15 protein-coding genes are annotated in these 17587 nt (G+C 44.7%); 2 read left to right on the top strand and 13 right to left on the bottom strand.

Annotated elements, in window-relative coordinates; translation table 11 throughout:
* The first annotated feature begins 493 nt into the window (after positions 1 to 493).
* Positions 494 to 1819 carry a D-serine ammonia-lyase gene (gene dsdA, locus JO943_RS01770; RefSeq protein ID WP_202739806.1) on the top strand — a complete coding sequence of 442 codons (1326 nt, stop codon included), beginning with the start codon at positions 494 to 496 and terminating at the stop codon, positions 1817 to 1819.
* 75 nt (positions 1820 to 1894) lie between these two features.
* Here dsdA and JO943_RS01775 read toward each other — a convergent pair whose 3' ends face one another.
* Together JO943_RS01775 and JO943_RS01780 are read right to left on the bottom strand one after the other, a co-directional pair.
* Positions 1895 to 3721: a DUF1302 domain-containing protein gene (locus JO943_RS01775; protein WP_202739807.1), complete on the bottom strand. Its 1827-nt coding sequence runs from the start codon at positions 3719 to 3721 to the stop codon at positions 1895 to 1897.
* 214 nt (positions 3722 to 3935) lie between these two features.
* Entirely contained in the window at positions 3936 to 4529 is a 594-nt protein-coding gene (locus JO943_RS01780) for an RBBP9/YdeN family alpha/beta hydrolase (RefSeq protein WP_202739808.1), read from the bottom strand.
* 300 nt (positions 4530 to 4829) lie between these two features.
* On the opposite strand from JO943_RS01780, the gene JO943_RS01785 reads away from it, so the two are divergent.
* Positions 4830 to 5846, top strand: a complete 1017-nt coding sequence (locus JO943_RS01785) for an AraC family transcriptional regulator (protein ID WP_202739809.1) — start codon at positions 4830 to 4832, stop codon at positions 5844 to 5846.
* Between the two features lie 75 nt (positions 5847 to 5921).
* On the opposite strand, the gene JO943_RS01790 is transcribed toward JO943_RS01785, so the two are convergent.
* The 11 genes from JO943_RS01790 to gltS form a co-directional block, all read right to left on the bottom strand.
* The gene (locus tag JO943_RS01790; RefSeq protein WP_202739810.1) at positions 5922 to 6926 is read right to left on the bottom strand and encodes a YeiH family protein; all 1005 of its coding nucleotides are present in this window, start codon (positions 6924 to 6926) and stop codon (positions 5922 to 5924) included.
* Positions 6919 to 7245 (bottom strand): Rieske (2Fe-2S) protein, encoded by a 327-nt coding sequence (locus tag JO943_RS01795; RefSeq protein ID WP_070075411.1) that lies wholly within the window; start codon positions 7243 to 7245, stop codon positions 6919 to 6921. The genes JO943_RS01790 and JO943_RS01795 overlap by 8 nt, the downstream gene beginning before the upstream one ends.
* A 5-nt stretch (positions 7246 to 7250) precedes the next feature.
* Positions 7251 to 7898, bottom strand: a complete 648-nt coding sequence (locus JO943_RS01800; protein ID WP_202739811.1) for a DsbA family oxidoreductase — start codon at positions 7896 to 7898, stop codon at positions 7251 to 7253.
* On the bottom strand, positions 7895 to 9235 hold the full coding sequence (locus tag JO943_RS01805; RefSeq protein WP_202739812.1) for an MFS transporter: 1341 nt from the start codon (positions 9233 to 9235) through the stop codon (positions 7895 to 7897). The genes JO943_RS01800 and JO943_RS01805 overlap by 4 nt, the downstream gene beginning before the upstream one ends.
* Positions 9236 to 9356: 121 nt before the next feature.
* Positions 9357 to 10409 (bottom strand): 3-keto-5-aminohexanoate cleavage protein, encoded by a 1053-nt coding sequence (locus tag JO943_RS01810; protein ID WP_202739813.1) that lies wholly within the window; start codon positions 10407 to 10409, stop codon positions 9357 to 9359.
* Between the two features lie 60 nt (positions 10410 to 10469).
* Positions 10470 to 11318, bottom strand: a complete 849-nt coding sequence (locus JO943_RS01815) for a TauD/TfdA dioxygenase family protein (protein ID WP_199972864.1) — start codon at positions 11316 to 11318, stop codon at positions 10470 to 10472.
* 11 nt (positions 11319 to 11329) lie between these two features.
* Positions 11330 to 12316 carry a quinone oxidoreductase family protein gene (locus tag JO943_RS01820; RefSeq protein ID WP_202739814.1) on the bottom strand — a complete coding sequence of 329 codons (987 nt, stop codon included), beginning with the start codon at positions 12314 to 12316 and terminating at the stop codon, positions 11330 to 11332.
* Positions 12317 to 12684: 368 nt separating this feature from the next.
* On the bottom strand, positions 12685 to 13578 hold the full coding sequence (gene yddG, locus JO943_RS01825) for an aromatic amino acid DMT transporter YddG (RefSeq protein ID WP_413814521.1): 894 nt from the start codon (positions 13576 to 13578) through the stop codon (positions 12685 to 12687).
* A gap of 160 nt (positions 13579 to 13738) precedes the next feature.
* On the bottom strand, positions 13739 to 14539 hold the full coding sequence (locus JO943_RS01830) for an SDR family NAD(P)-dependent oxidoreductase (RefSeq protein ID WP_202739815.1): 801 nt from the start codon (positions 14537 to 14539) through the stop codon (positions 13739 to 13741).
* A gap of 150 nt (positions 14540 to 14689) precedes the next feature.
* Complete coding sequence (locus JO943_RS01835; RefSeq protein WP_005230450.1) at positions 14690 to 15853, bottom strand: zinc-dependent alcohol dehydrogenase; 1164 nt, start codon at positions 15851 to 15853, stop codon at positions 14690 to 14692.
* Between the two features lie 293 nt (positions 15854 to 16146).
* The gene (gltS, locus tag JO943_RS01840) at positions 16147 to 17367 is read right to left on the bottom strand and encodes a sodium/glutamate symporter (protein ID WP_202739816.1); all 1221 of its coding nucleotides are present in this window, start codon (positions 17365 to 17367) and stop codon (positions 16147 to 16149) included.
* Positions 17368 to 17587: the final 220 nt, after the last annotated feature.

The following is a 17587-nucleotide window of genomic DNA, read 5'->3' on the forward strand; positions in this document are numbered from 1 at the left end:
CGCATTCTCCTTATTAATAACAATTTTCATTTGTTAGTTGTTATCATTTATAAAGTTTGCGCATCATAGCCATTTATTAATCATCATTCAATAGTTGAAATTAATAATCATTCTTATTTGTAGCTTTGTTTATCATTGACCATTTGAATCGAGGGGTCTTCCCCTATTGTTTAACTTGTGTTTTAGTCGGTAAAAATAATGCTCTTGCGTTTTTTTATTTATCCGCTTGTTTTGTATGGGGATCGTGGTTTTTATACTGTGTTCTTAGCTTGGCACCAGTGTATCGCATTGCTAAATATGCAGTTGAGTGATACGAATATCGCGTGCTAGAGGCAAACTAAACCACGATGATGATGCCTTTTTATAACTTTCATTATTTTTATCGCTTAAAGCTCTGTTTATTGCTTTAATCTGAATTTGACTGAAATCATGCTCCAAACAATAAAATGACTTTGTACAATGACGCTTACAACCAAACTTTATGAGAAACTGAATGGATTCGAATCAAATTCAAGACCTTGTTACGCATTATCCGATTGTGAAAGACCTGATTGAACTGAAAGAGACAGTCTGGTTTAACCCATCATTCACTACGCTCGAGCAAGGCTTACCCTATGTCGGATTAACGCAAGCGGATATTGATGATGCGCGTGACCGGTTACAACGTTTTGCCCCCTACCTCATGGCAGTATTTCCAGAAACCCGTGTCAGCCATGGCATTATCGAATCGGAGCTAAGCGCCATTCCAGAGATGCAGCAATCGCTTGAAACGCACTTCGAGCAAAAAATTGCAGGCAAACTCTGGTTGAAAAAAGACAGCCATTTGCCTATTTCAGGATCAATTAAAGCACGTGGAGGCATTTATGAAGTGCTTTTCCGCGCGGAGCAGCTCGCGTTACAAGCCAATCTACTCAGTCTTGACGATGATTATGCCAAATTGAACAGTGCAGAATTTAGAAAATTTTTTAGTCAATACAGCATCGCAGTGGGTTCAACAGGTAATCTTGGCCTCTCCATTGGGATCATGAGTGCAAAGCTCGGCTTTGATGTCACGGTGCATATGTCAGCCGATGCACGACAATGGAAAAAAGACAAGTTACGTGCTCATGGCGTAACCGTGATTGAGTACGAACAAGACTACGGTATTGCGGTGCAAGAAGGCCGGAAAGCAGCGTTAAAAAATCCGAACTGTTTCTTTATTGATGACGAAAATTCTAAGACCTTGTTCCTGGGCTATGCTGTTGCGGGTGAACGCTTAAAGAAACAGCTGGATCAACAGCAGATTCGCGTGGATCAGCAACATCCCCTCTTTGTTTATTTGCCTTGTGGCGTAGGTGGTGGGCCTGGTGGTGTAGCATTTGGCCTGAAAATGGCGTTTGGCGATCACGTCCATTGCATTTTTGCCGAACCTACCCATTCCCCGTGTATGTTGTTGGGCGTTGCCACCGGGTTACATGATGAAATTTCGGTTCAGGATATTGGGATTGATAATATTACGGCGGCAGATGGTCTCGCCGTGGGCCGTGCCTCAGGCTTTGTCGGCCGTGCCATGCAACGATTGTTAGATGGTTTTTATACACTGGACGATCAAACCATGTATCGCTTGCTCGGCATGCTCAACCAGTCTGAAAATCTTAAACTTGAACCGTCTGCACTGGCAGGTATGCTAGGGCCAGTTTTAGTCAGTAAGTATCAAGATTATAAGAGTCTACATCAATTGACTGAGCAGCAGTTACAGCATGCCAATCATATTGTATGGGGAACAGGTGGCGGCATGGTACCTGCAGAAGAAATGCAAAATTATCTGGCAAAGGCTTAAAGCCCTTTTTAAAGTATTCCAACAGCGTGACGCAAGCCGCGTTGTTGGAATCCTGATATGATCTATTTAAATGAATTAAAAACTATATTTAAAGGCAAGTGATATAAAGTCTCTATCATCAATGGTACTAAACTCATTTGATCCAAAAAAGTTTTGATAGATTACTTCTGCCGAATACTTTTGTCGAAAATTGGCTGAGACTGCCGCAGCCAGACTCATTTGCCCTTGCTGAAAGTTCTGGCTATAGCCAGATAGATCATGGCGAAAAGTTAAACTGGGGCTAATTACTGTTGCAGGTAAAAGGTCTTGATAACTTAAGGCCGCGCGTAGGCGATAACCATAGGACCATTCACTAAAAAAACCGTCTTTATTGCAATAACGTTCATTCAAACGGTCAATTGCAGCATTAGGCAGGTTTGCTGTGCCATAAGGCGTACACTTAAAGTTTCCTGTTTCCGAATCATAAGCTCCGGTTGATAGTTCACTGCGGCCAAAAACCCCAACCCGCCCAAAACGATGATTGCCAATATTGGCGATATGATTCACAGCAAATTCAGCACTCCAAGACAAGCTATTTGCTTTAAAAATATCTGTCATAGAATCACTGGCGCCGAGGGAGAATTGTGTGACAGGCAGCCGTACATAACCTTGCAAATACTCTCCCAACTCAGCAGCAACTCCCGCAGGTTTGAGCGGAGTTTCTTTGGAGAGTACCTGAGCATAGACAATATCAGTTCCATTCAGCTGTAAGGGTTGATTGGGCTTGTAACTCAATTCACCAAACAGCTGCGTTGTGCCTACCTTTCCACTCAGGCTTAGACCGTACATTTTGATATTTTCAGGATAAATAGAGAAAAACCGTGCCGTTTTAAAGTTATCAACGCCAGCAGCAGTCACGGCGGTCCCATCGAAGTTTGCATTACGATGATGATAATTGGCGAAATAAATACCTAATTCAGCTTGATTCAGGCTCGATAAATTTCGCTTTAGCGCAATACCATATTGCCCACGGTCTTTTGCATAATGACTGGCTGAGCGAGGGATATAGGTTTGCGCTTTGGCAGCAGTTTCCGTTAATTTATCCCCCGGTGTCACGGTTAGCATAATCGGGCCACAATTTTCCGGAACAAAATCCGAAATCGCAAAAAAGGTCCCGCAACCATCCACCACAGAAGGCCTAAACTTGAATTGATAGAAACCTTCTAATTTTAAGTCAGGCTGAATCGCGGCTTCAAAAGACAACATCTCGACCGGAATGACGCGCTCTTTGGCTTCACTGGCAGATCGATTGATGGTAGCAAAATCAAAGGCGCTGACCGAGTTCAAGCCATTTTGGAAAAATTGGGATTTGCCCCAATTCAAGCGATGTTTACCCAGTTTCAGGTTGAGAGACTGCTTGGAATCAAATTCGATATTTTTCCAGAGATAGGCATCCCATAGTTCAATCCCCTTAAACTTAACCAGACCAGGCCACTCGGCATCATCGAAAGGCTTTAAATCGCCTTGCCCAGTTTCATAGGCATGGTCATACCAGTATTTGGCGCTCAATACCGCACCTTGCTGTACCCCGTTTAAACGGAATTCGGTTAAACCTTTAACGATTTGTGAAATGGCATCACCACGATTGAAGTTGGCACGCCCATCATCACCGTTAATATCTACACTCAAGCCATGTTTACCCATATGATTGGCATCGGGTTTATATAACAATGCGGCTGATGGCGCTTGGGTACTCCAGCTGGCCCCCAGAGCAATCGTGGTATTGCTCTCTAAACTCCAGTCTTCATTGATTTTATAAGGGGATGCTGAAGCATCTGACAGTGAACATAGCAGTCCCAACAGCATTGTTGTCTGAGCTAAAACAGCTGTGCTGAGTTGTGAATTTTTAACATGACAAACCATACCATCTCCATATCGATATGATGTATGAATAATTGACGCCTGATCCATTCATTCAAATGGAATAAGTTCAGGCCGTTTTTTTTGTTTTAAGCAAAGGGAGGTAAAGCCTTACCTTGCGATGGGGTGGTTGATGCGTTAAGGCATGTTGTACTTAGATATGAAATCAAAAAAAGTCGCCAAATTCGGTTTGGAGAGTTGATCTATACATCATCGATTAGGCAATCAGGCTGGGTTGATCTGCCTGCCCATCCAATTGCTGAATTAACTGTTCTGCCTGAGGCCAAGGACCAAATCCGGATGCAGGATTGAGATGTCCGACGGCACCTAGATTGATGAATACACTGCCCCAGGTTTTCGCCATTGCCGCCACTGCATTAAAATGGGCTAGTGGATCATTAACACTAGCAGCGACAATACTTGGAAATGGCAGCACTTGATCGGGCAATGGCGACCATCCTGCTTGTCTGAGCATTTTGGGTGAAGGATAATGTTCTGGCCAAATGTCATTCAAGTCAGGTGGTGTCACCAGCAATGCCCCTTGAATAGCGTGTTGATATCGCGCGGCCCAATGTATCGCCATCAGTACTCCTGCACTGTGTGCCACCAGAATCACTGGACCTTGTATTTTTTCCAGTTCAGCCTGTATTGCAGCCACACGTTTTGCACAGTTCAGCTTATCTTCTTGCAAAGGTGGTACTGAACGGACCTTGGCTAAGCGGGTTTCCAGAATGGTTTGCCAATGCGAAGCCACATGGTCACGCAAACCGGGGATAATCAAAACCGTCGCTTTTGTTTGTATTTTTTCCATCTCTACACCTATCAACCCTTCTTTTAATAAAAATAACGAGGATGTATCACGTCATATTCAACATAGAGGGACAGTAGAGTGTCTGATATACATGGCGCGACAGCCACTTTTCATTTGATGACAAGGCGATTGAAACGATCTCATATATATCAATATGCTTTGCAGAAAAAGTCGTATCAAAAACAATAATCATCATGCCAACATGGATTTATGTAAGCCTTGGTACTTTTCGAAACACCGTATTTTAGTTATAAATAAAGCATAACTAGGAAGGTTATTTTTAAAATTTGGGAGATCAGCATGGTGCCTCTTGCCCACACTGCTGTGCTTAAAAATTATTTAGTTGTCAGCCAGCAATTAGAACTGAATCCATACCAGCTTTTGTCTGATGCAGGCATTTATCCTGCACAGCTACAGGACAGTACGCAGCGTATACCAGTCGATAAAGCCGTGGCATTGCTCGAACAGTCAGCACAATTGAGTGGTTGCGAATCCTTCGGTTTGCATATGGCAGAACAACGCCAACTCGCAGATTTTGGAGAGCTGAGTTTATTGTTGAGTTATCAGCACACCTTGCGTGATGGCTTATCTACCATTGTGCAGTATCGAAACCTGATCAACAATGCACTGGAAATGTATATCGAAGAAGTCGGCCATACTGTCATTATTCGGATAGACGTGATTACGGCATCGACAGAATACAGCCGCCAAGCCATTGAACTTGCTTTAGGCATCACCCATCGTTTCTGCGCAGCTTTATTGCAAAAATGGCAGCCGTTGAGCATTCATTTTACCCATGATGCTCCGCATGATACGGGCATGCACCAACGGATGTTTGGTTGCTCGCTTGAGTTTGGCAGCGAATTTAACGGTATTGTTTGCAATGCCACGGAGCTGGATAAAACCAACCCCCATGCCAATACCACGATGCTGGCACATGCCAAACGTTTTCTTGAAACGGATCTATTGCATCGGGAAAGTGAATCTTCGATTATTTTTGATATTCGTAAAAGTATTCATCTGCTTCTGCCTATGGGGCGTGCTACCATTGATCAGGTCGCCCATACCCATGGCGTCAATGTTCGTACCTTGCAGCGCCGTCTGGAAGCAGCACATACCAACTTCAGTGTGTTGATCAATGATGTGCGTCGCAATCTGGTTTTCCGCTATCTCAAAAATCTGAATTATTCGCTCGGACAAGTTTCGGATATTTTAGGCTATTCGATGCCAAGTTCGTTTACCCGCTGGTTTAGCAGTGAATTTGGTATGTCACCCACCACTTGGCGTAATAACAATAAGACGGTTATGAAGTCCTAATCATAAGACTTTGAGATCCAAGCTGATTTAATCATCTTTGATCTCAAAAGTCGCATGTTGCTGAGACAATAGTCTCTAGAACATCCAATGCATCAACAGTAAAACCAGCACGACCAAGAAAATGGTTTCACCAAGCATCAGCAAAATTGGCTTGATTCCAACAGAAGCCAGCTCCTTCAATTGTGTTTTCATGCCTAAAGCACTAATTGCAATCACCAAACACCATTTCGATAATTCATTCACCCCTTGCTGCAGCATACTTGAAACCCAACCGGTGCTGTTGATACAGGCAAACATTAAAAAACCGACCGCGAACCAAGGTAATAAAGGTGGATGTTTTCCTGTCGCATCTCCGCCTTGCATACGTGTGATCATGGCTGCGCAGATAATGACAGGCAATAACATGGCAACCCGCATCAATTTGACCACGGTTGCAGTATCCCCTGTTTCTGGCGACATGCTATATCCTGCCCCTACAACTTGAGCAACATCATGGATGGTTGCCCCTAAAAATACCCCTGCCTGCTGTGGTGATAGTTCAAGCCATCGTGCAATCATCGGATAGACAATCATCGCCAGTGTCGACAGTGCAGAAACCCCAATCACGGTGAATAGTGTGGCTTTCTCTTTTTGGGGATGTTGCGGAAATGCAGCAGACAAGGCCAAGGCTGCTGATGCACCACAGATTGCAGTTGCACCGCCTGTCAACATCCCGAAAAGTTTTTTAAACCCCAGAATTTTAGCCGTTATCACGGAAACTGAAATCGTCACGATCACCAATGTGATCACCAGTACAATCGGTTGCCACCCCAAAGCGGTAATTTGTCCTAACGTAATCCGCATCCCCAGCAAGGCAATCCCGATACGTAACACTGTTCGTGCCGTAAATTCGATGCCTGCTTTACATTGACTTTCACTGGAAAGAAAGTTCAAGCCCATTCCCAACAGCAAAGCAAATAACATCACGGGTGCGCCATAATGCTCTGATAAAAAACAGGCTGCTGCTGCGACAACGCTACTGACAATGAAGCCAGGCATCAACTCACGGGTGCGCAGACGAAAATCCATGAATTTAGTCATTGTTTTCTCCTGAACCGATCAGGATAAATAGCTGTTCTGCATCGACTTCAACTGGATATGCCGCCACTTTTAAATGCTTCGAATTCAACATATATCCTGTCGCCAGATCGAAAATCAAACCATGGGCACAACAACGAATCGCTTGTCCTTCTAATTTGCCAGAAAATAAAGAAGCACCTTGATGCGGACAGCGATCCTCAATCGCATAAAACCGTGTACCGATATGAAACAGTGCAATATTCTTTCCCTCAATTTGCAGAAAGGCTCTTGCACCTGATGCCGGGATTTTTTCTTGTGGAACCTGAAAACGAACAGTCATTGCATTTATCCCTGTACCACCAAGGCTTCTAACATGGCCTGATAAAGCACATCGACCGAATGTGCACCTGCCAGAGTCAGATAACCATCAAAAATAAAATAAGGAACGCCGTTTGCCCCTGTATAGGTGGATTGAATCACTGGATTGCACTCCGTCCATCCACGACCTTGTTCATTCACCGAATATCCAGATTGTTTGAGGATCCTTTTCAGCACAGTGCTATCCCCAAGGTTTTCACCTGCTTCAAAATAGGCAGCAAAGAGCTGTTCCAGTAAATGCTCGGCTTGCTGCGCTGTTCCCAGCTTAAAAACGCTTTGAAACATATGATGGGCTTGGGCTGTGTTTGGCATCCATTGGATCTTTTCAAAATGCAGTTCGACACCAACCGTCTTGGCAGCCTGACGAACTTGGGTTTGCCGTTGTTTTACCGCCTCCAGACTGCCCAATCGTTTTTGATAAAACTGTTTGAAATCGACACCCTCGACCGGAATCTCAGGAAGCAACTGCATACTGTGCCAGTGCACATTCACCTCAACCTCTGGATCACTCTGTTGCAATTGCGCAATTGCAGCCTGTAACTGACGTTTGCCGATCAGACACCAAGGACAAATAAAATCAAAAAAGACATCAATATTTAATTCACGCATCATCATTTTTCTTCCGTATGACATGAACGGGTGCTTTCGAGGCCGGGTAAAATGGCCTGATCAGTCAGCCGTGCAATATCTTGCTGATAGTGTTTTTTGGCATAAAGAAACACAGCTGCTGCAACAATGCTGATCAACGGCATCAATTGAAAAGCTGGATGTAGGCCAATCACATCGGAGAGCTTGCCGATAACCAGAGGACCAAGTGCCAGTCCCAATAGATTATTGGCCAGGGTTAAGGTCGCAAAAGCTGTACTGTGTACGCTGTTATGCGTCAGATTGGCCACCATCGCACTGGATGGGCCATTGGTTCCCAACGCAATAAACATGCCCATGCATATCAGCAACAATTGAGATTTTCCCGCAGGCATTGCAAATGCAATCGAAAGAAGTAAACAACTCCCGAGACAGTAGCCAATCGCTAAACTCACCTTACGGTCTGGGCTGTTTTGACCAAAGCGATCACTGAGCATGCCGCATAGAATGCTCCCGACCGCACTACACAGTACAATCACGGCGGCCAATACACCTGCGGAATCGGTATTCATGCCGTAATAACGATTTAAATAACTCGGCATCCAGACAATGACCGTGCCGCCAACAAACAGTTGAAAGCCACTACCGATATAAGTTGCGAGCACTGATCGACTTGAATAAATCGTGCTTAAACATTGTTTGCTCTGTTGCTGTTTCTGAGTGTTGTGGGATGTTTTTCTGCTTTGATTGACTCTTTTTTCTCTAACCACCATGGGATAAAGCAAGGCCAAGATCAAACCAAACAACGCCATGCCACCAAATGCCCAGCGCCAGCCAAAATGCTCAGCCATCACACCGCCCAGTGCCATGCCGAGAAATGAGCCGAATACCCCACCTGCCATAAAAGCACTGGCTAGCGTGGCTCTCATTTCGCGTGGAAAAATCGCCACCACCACTGCAATGCCAACACTGCCATAAGCAGCCTCACCCACACCGACCATAAAACGAGCCACAAACATTTGCTGATAATTTTCAGCAACAGCACAACCCAAAGTCGCCAAACTCCATAGCACTGCCATAATGACCAAGCTTTTCACACGTCCAAAACGGTCCGCCAGTAAGGATAAGGGCAAGGTTAAAATACCCACCATCAGGGCCACAATGCCGCTTAATAAGCCAAGTTGGCTATCGGTCAAGGCCCATTCAGTTTTAATCAATGGAAATACGGCATTCAGTACTTGCCTAGACATATAGTCTGAAATCAACAAGCCAAATGTCAGCGCAAATACCAGCCACGCATAACGGCGCGGGACCTTCATTGAGGTATCAACATGATCCGTATGCACGGTATATGGATGAGCACCCATAGGGACCTCCTTGTTGTCTTGTTATCATTGCTATTTTTAATTGCAGTACGTGGCTTGCTATTTGAATACGCTTGCTGCGTACTGCATTTTATTTTCACGTTCAATCCCTTGCTGCTCTAGCTTAATGGCGCTGAGGCACACCTTTCTGTTTTGGTTGACGGTTTGGCGACATGCCATTGGCCTGCAAAGTTTCTTCAATACTTTGATATTGCACTCCAATCCGGTAGATTTCTCGTGCCTCTGGGCCTGTTGCCACTTCACGGCCCAATTCATGTGCAATACGTACAGTTTGCTGAATTTGCTGTACAGATGAGAAACGCTGACCACGATGATCGATAATGGTATCTTCATTACCAACCCGTGCATGAAAACCCATCGCCATCGACATGGTATTGAATGGCAATACATTTTTAAGCAATGATTCCGAAGTCAGTGTGCAGCCATCTGGTACACGGTGAATAAAATTAAAGAAGTTAAATGGATTTGGTCCATCGAATCCGCCACCAATGCCAATCCAAGTTAAATTCAATGGTCCCATGTATAAGCCTTTACGTATCATCCGTTCCAGGGTCTCTAGGCCATGCATTCCTGTCAGTTGAAAATGTGGTTGAATATTATTTTGGCAAAGGCGCCTTAAATGCTCTGCCACCCATGCTGGTCCAGCTGGCACAGTCATTTCAGCATAAGCCGCTTGAATCGCAGGATGTGCCAATGATGTGCCTTCCAGATATTCTGGATAGAGCAGCTCCATAATATTCATTTGGGTGGTATTAATTGCGACCGTGACCTGATCTGGTTTTGGTGTTAATTCAGCCAGCATATGACGGGTATCATCACTGAGCCATAAAGCCGCCTCACCTTCACTTTCAGGTGCAAAGGAGATCGAGCCACCCACTTGAATAATCATCTCGGGTACAGCTTCGCGTACCCCGGCAATGAGTTCATTAAACTTGGACAAGCGTTTAGAGCCTTTACCGTCCAGTTCGCGTACATGCAAATGCAGTACTGTCGCACCTGCCTCATAGCATTCCACCGCTTTCTGGATCTGCTCATCCATGGTCACCGGAATGTCTTCCGGAAAGTCCTCTGGCATCCACTCGGGGCCATATGGCGCAACGGTAATGACCACTTTTTCCATATTTTCCGGGTGCAAAGAATCGTCAAAGAATTGCATGTGCATCTCCTGTTGGTATTTTATAAAACGGTATTGAATTAAAAAGTTTGGATCTGAAATTTAATAGGTTGCATCACCGACGATACCTGCCCGTTCCATTTTGCGATGGCACGGTGGGTAATCCATCACGGCATAATGTTGGGTACTACGGTTATCCCAAATGGCGATGCTATTCGGCTCCCAACTCCAGCGCACCTGATATTCAGGAATTGCTGCCTGAGTAATTAAGTAACGAAGTAAATCTCCAGCGCCCGGATTGGCATCCTGCCCAAAACGCACGCGATCTTTAGTGTGGTAGTTGCTAAAATGGGTGGTGAATGCATTGACATAGAGAATCTTCTCGCCTGTCTCTGGATGCGTTCGTACCACAGGATGCTCGGCGTCGGGAAACTGGGCCTTCAATGCCAGACGTTTTTCGATGGGCATGGCAGCCCCAAAACTGGCTTCGATACTGTGATAGGCACGTAAAGGTGCGATTTTTTCCTTGATATCGTCAGGCAGATTTTCATAGGCCATGACCATATTGGTCCACATGGTATCGCCGCCAACGGGTGGGCATTCCACACACCGTAATACACAGCCCATCGGTGGAATTTTGCGCCAGCTGGCATCGCTATGCCACGCATTCTCATACCGGTCAATCGGACTGTCAGGATGCTTGTAAATTTGTACCAAACCCGGGTGATCAGGGTGACTACCCACCGCAGGATGATCCTCCAACGGTCCAAAGCGTTCGGCAAAAGCCACATGCTCGGCCCGTGACATCTGCTGGTTACGCAAGAACACTACGCGATGTTTTAGCAATTGTGTTCGGATCTCAGTGAATAGCCCATCATCATGAATCGCATCGGCCAAACGGACACCACGTAGTTCTGCACCAATATTGCAAGTTAACTGTTCAATTTGCATCAGAAATCCCTTCAAATTACAAAAATGGATGAGCCTATGGTTTTGCGTGCTTCCAGATCACGATGCGCTTGTACGGCATCCTCAAGCGCATAACGATGGTTAATCTCGATCTTGATGCGACCGCTGCTGACATGATCAAACAGCTCCTTGGCCAAGGCTCTTTTTTCTTCTGGATCGGCAATATAATCGGCCAAAGCAGGACGAGTGATAAATAACGAACCTTTCATTGCTAGTAAAACAGGATTAAAGTCAGGAATTGGCCCTGATGCGGTACCCACGCAAACCAACAAGCCCCGGCGTTTGAGGGAGTCTAATGAGGCCATAAAGGTATTTTTGCCCACACTATCGAAGACCACATTGACTCCGATGCCATCGGTCAACTCACGTACCCGTTCAGCCACATTTTCATGGCTATAATTAATCACATGATCACAGCCATAGGCACGTGCCACGGCTGCTTTTTCATCCGTAGAGGTGGTTCCGATCACGGTTAAGCCCAACAGTTTGGCCCACTGCGAAACGATTAGCCCCACACCACCTGCGGCTGCATGTAATAAAATGCAATCACCTGCTTTAAAGTCATAGATCCGACGCATCAGGTAGGCCGCCGTTAAACCGCGCATGGTCATTGCAGCCGCAGTTTCACAGGAAATATCGTCAGGGAGTTTGATTAAGGCATCAGCAGCAATAAGCCGTTCGGTGCTATAAGCGCCAAGCGTATTCAGAAACCCTGTATAGGTGACGCGATCGCCCACCACAAAATCGGTTACGCCGTCACCCACTGCTTCGATAATGCCGGAAGCTTCGACACCAATGCCATTCGGCAAGGGAATCGGATAAGTGCCATTGCGGAAATAGGTATCAGCATAATTGAGGCCTACCGCTACGTGGCGTAGACGTACTTGACCCACTGCAGGCGCACCGACTTCGATGTCCTCATAGCGCATTACTTCGGGTGTCCCTGTTCCGTAGAACCGTATCGCTTTATTCAACGTCATTTTCCTGTCCATCTTGTATTTTTATTCAGTGCCGAAGCAACATGACTCAAAAATACAATAGTCAGGAAAGCGTCGACTTTACTTAACACGACACACATATCACCTTTGACGACACATTGATTTTTTTTAATTGTGATTTGATTGGGGTTAAAGACGGAAGTCGATACAAATATTATTTTATTTCTTCTTAATCCAGCGCTTGAGCGCAAATCGTTTTTATACAAATTCATCTGATGAAAAGATGTAGATAGAGCAGAGCTTAGCCACTTATTGCAAAGCACAGACCTGTTCTGCTCTATCTACAATTCACTGTGAGTAGCAGGATCAACTGCATAAGTCTTTCAACTTAAATCATGTGTTTTCGGCAATTAAGCTGAATGCTTTGGCCGTGTTGCTACCCAGCACAGCACGGAACCGATACAAACCATGGCTGCACCTTGCCAGAACGACAAGGAAAGAGAGGTTTGTAAAACAAGGGCTGCCAGTGCGGCTGAAAATACGGGAATAAAGTAAGACGCACCCGCAAGCAATGTGACATTGCCATGTAGAATCCCGACGTTCCATGCAGCATAGCCAAAGCCCATCGCGGCAGCAGCAAGCACAAGATAAATCAGGGTGTGCAGATCAAACTGCATCGGTTCGGCCCCCATGAGCACATATTTGACCCATAATGTCGCTGCCGTCAGCATAAAGAAAAGCGTGACACCATTTTTGCCATTGGCAATTCTGGCGGTGACTGTACAATACGCAGCCCAGATCAAAGCACCCATAAAAGCCAAAGCATAGCTCAACGGATTATCTTGAATATTGGCTGTGATACTGGCGAAATCAAGTCCCCGCTCACCTCCAAGTACCCAGCAAATTCCCATCAGGGCAATGATAAAACCAGGAATAATCAAAAAATTTGTTTTTTGATGATTAAAGACAATTGCACAGACCATGGTCAGTGCGGGCCATAAGTAGTTCACCATACTGACTTCAATCGCTTGCTGACTGCTATTGGCATAACCAATAGATAAGGCCAGACAAAGTTCATAAGACACAAACAGTAAGCTGCCCCAGAACAGGTAGGTGCGCGGAAATTCGCGTAGCTTGGGAAATCCGACACTCAATAATAAAAACACCGAAGCCACGCTATATATCATGGCCGCTCCACCCGTTGCGCCCAGACTTTCACTGACACCACGAATTAGCCCGACAATCGAACTCCATAACAGCACCGCCATGAGTCCTATTAGGGTTGCATTTCTTTTGCTTATCATCCACTTAATCACTTATCAATTTTCATATTCTAATCAGGAAGAGCTCAATATTGATTCTTCACTTGAATATTAGAGTGTATAAGGATTCACTTTTTAGCATGACTGGTCTGTTTTGCACAGCAATCATGCTGAATTACTTAGAAATTCTATCAATCATTTACTATGAATTTACGGTCGTACCCGCAGTCACATTGACAATTGTGGCGGTCATTGCACTGGCATGATCAGAGGCCAGAAATGTCACCGTTTCGGCAATTTGAGCCAGTGTTGGCAATCGTTTTAACATGGTACTTTGCGCAGCACCATTGAGCCATTCATCCAGGGTGATGCCCATTGCTTGTGCTTTTAAACTAAATAACTCACGCGTATAAGAGCCTGCATGAACCGCATCCGCAATGGCATGGGAACGTACCCCAAGCACCCGAATATTCTTTGGACCCAGTTCACTGGCGAGCGCTTTGATAAATACTTCGCTGCCTGCACAACCGACAATATGTCCCAAATGACCCGGGATTGCCATTGCGCCAGAGGGTGCAATGACGCTAATCATTGCCCCGATCGACTTTGTACCCATATAGGGGACCACGGCTTTTGCAATATTAAATTGAGCAGTTAAAAAAGGTGTGATGCCCTGCATAAATTCATGCTGGGTGAGTTCTGAAAGTTCCTTACCTTGGTTATGCATAAAACTTGTGGCATTGATCACAACATCGATACCCCCCATTAGCTCAGCCAACTGTTTTATCGCTGTTTGAGTCGCCTGTTCATCCAGTACATCCACAATAAAGGTTTTTACTCGACCTTCTACATTATGAATATGTGCTGCAACCTGATCCAGTGTGTGCTGGTGTCGGGCGCCTAAATAGACAAAAGCACCTTCTCGGGCCAATGTATCAGCGATCGCGTGACCTACTGCACCACTGCCTCCAAAAATCACAGCAATTTTATTTTTAACTAACATGGAAGATGCTGCCTGTATTTTTTATTGATTATTTATTGTACGCCTTTTAATTATCTACAAGTGATTTCGAATTCTTTCTTATTTAAAAGTTAGTTGGAGTAAAAAAAACCTCTAATATGACTTAGAGGTTTTTTTTACGTTTAATCAGTTTTAAGGCGTAAGAATAACCTTACGACATTCTTGTTCCCTGTTATCGAAAATACGATAACCTTCAGCTGCATCTTCTAGCTTCATCCGGTGGGTAATAATCGCTTCAGGCGCGAGTTTACCATCCTCAATCAATTCTAAGAGTTGAGGTAAAAAATGATGGACATGGGTTTGTCCCATCTTAAATGTCAGACCTTTATCAAAAGCATCGCCAAACAGAAAACCGTGAATAGGCCCTGCATATACTCCCGGTACACTGACGACGCCTCCACGGCGCACAGCGGCAATACATTGGCGTAGTACCACACCACTTGAGCCTTCAAGTTTTAGATTGGTCAACAGCGTTTCAATCACACTTCCCTTTGCCTCAAATCCAATCGCATCAATCACGGCATCAACACCACGATAATTGTCGGTATGCTGGATAATGTACTCAGCAGCATCAACTGCTTCAAAATCGACAGGAATGGCGCCATAGGCTTCTGCGGCATATTTCAGTCGATATTGATTATGATCAACCATGAAGATCTTTTCTGCGCCGAGCATTTTCGCGCAGGCTGCACTGAGCAGTCCTACCGGTCCGGCCCCATAGATGGCCAGCGTGGAACCTTTGCTGACTTTTGCATTGGTTACTGCCTGCCATGCGGTGGGTAGAATATCGGTAAGAAAAAGCACTTTTTCATCTGACAATGAACCTGGCACTTTAAATGGACCTGCATTGGCCTTAGGGACACGTACATATTCTGCCTGACCACCGGGAATGCCACCATAGAGATGGCTATAGCCAAATAATGCAGCACCTGAAGGAATCTGCTTTTTATTGACGATCGCACCTCGTCCGCTATTGGTGGTTTCACAGGCCGCGGTCAGATTTAACTGGCAAAAGAAACATTCGCCACAGGCAATCACGAAAGGAACGATAACCCGATCCCCCTTTTTGACCTGAGTGACAGCCGAACCCACCTCTTCAACAATGCCCATGAATTCATGACCAAAAATATCACCCTGCTCGGTTTGAGGAATTTTTCCCCGATACAAATGCAAGTCTGAACCACAAATTGCAGTAGCGGTCACCCTTAAAATAATATCGTCAGCTTCCTGAATGATGGGATCTGCTACCGTTTCAACACGGACATCTTCAGCACCGTGGTAAGTAAGCGCACGCATGGTTATTCCTTTAATTTATAAGATGTCATTTGATTATGGGCAGTGTTTTTTTACCGTTTGCAATAATTGTTAGCACTCACGTAAGCCATATTATGAATATGCAAAAGGATTTAAGGGTTTGTAACCAAACATGAAAAATAAAGGCGAACATTATAGGGAGGGTATTCGTCTCTCTTGCTTTTAAGACAATAAAAAATGCCAGTTGATCAACTGGCATTTTCAATATGAATTATGAATAATGAAGTTTCGGCAGAAATGCTCTTTAAACCAGCAAATGAAGTTACAGCACCGTGCTAGAAAAAATTAATCAGGGTCTGGATGACCAGCGCATTAATAATATCCACAAAAAATGCCCCCGTCAGCGGAATAATCAGGAAGGCTTTATGCGAAGGACCATAACTATTGGTGACGGCCTGAATATTGGCAATCGCCGTAGGTGTGGCCCCGAGGTTGACGCCACATTGTCCCGCACAAAGTACTGCTGCATCGTAATTTTTACCCATAACTTTAAAGGTGACGAAAAACAGGTAGAGTGCCAGAAACAAAGTTTGAGCAATCAGAATAATCAGCAAGGGACCTGCCAGTCCTGCCAATAACCAAAGTTGTAACGACATTAATGCCATCGACAGGAACAAGGCTAAAGAGGCATTTCCAAATACGTCAATACAGCGGTCAAACAGCTTGATATTAAAGACATATTCCAAGGTATTACGGATGAATACACCACAACCTAAAGCCCAGACAAAAGTCGGTAATTCAAACCAGTAGCCTTTGGCAAAATCGGTCATAAAGTTGGCAAAGAAGATACACAGCGCAAACATGCCCAGGGTTTTTACCGCATCGTCTGCAGTAATCAGTCGTGTTTTTTCCGGATATTCAAACGGCGCTGTTTCATTGGCAGGAGGCGCTTCAGTGCGTTGCTGTGTTGGTGCAATTTCTTCAGCCAATTGATAGCGGCGAATCAGAAGTTTGGCCACAGGACCTCCCATCATGCCACCGATGACCAAACCAAAGGTTGCACTTGCCATACCCAACACTACTGCACCCTGAATGCCATATTCATTTTCGAATATACTGCCCCATGCGCTTGCAGTACCATGACCACCGGTTAAGGTCACCGAACCGGTAATCAGGCCAATCAATGGATCAAGACCTAAAGCAGTTGCCAGACTTATGCCCAAAACATTCTGTAGTATTACAAATATAACCACACAGAACATAAACATAATCAGTGTTTTTCCGCCTTCTTTAAGTTTTGACAGGCTGGCACTTAAACCGACCGAAGTAAAAAACACCAGCATGAAACTACGCTGAATGTCAGTATTAAAGTTCACCGTAATATTGAGCTGTGTGAACAGAAAATACGTGACAATTGCCGCTACAAGTCCCCCGATTACAGGTTCAGGCATATTGTAGCGTTTTAAAATACTCACTTTATTTACGAGGAAATAACCGATAAACAGTACAAAGACTGCAGTGACAATCGTACCAAAGATGTCAATATCAAAATTCATTGTTCACCAAATCAAAAACCTTGAGCAATGGGGCTGACGAAGGAAAACCTTGCCGTAAAGATAAAGCGAGCGATGGTAAAGCAATTATCCTGCTTTGTTTGTTACGCTTAGTAATTATCTGGCATTTTTTGAATTAAAAAAATTGATATAAATACAATGATTTAATAACTTTAAAAGTTACGAATGGAGAAACTTTTAAATCCATTCATAAAATATCCCC

This window comes from Acinetobacter sp. 'aerobic (ED)', from assembly GCF_904886855.1.
GTDB classification, from domain to species: Bacteria; Pseudomonadota; Gammaproteobacteria; order Pseudomonadales; family Moraxellaceae; genus Acinetobacter; species Acinetobacter courvalinii.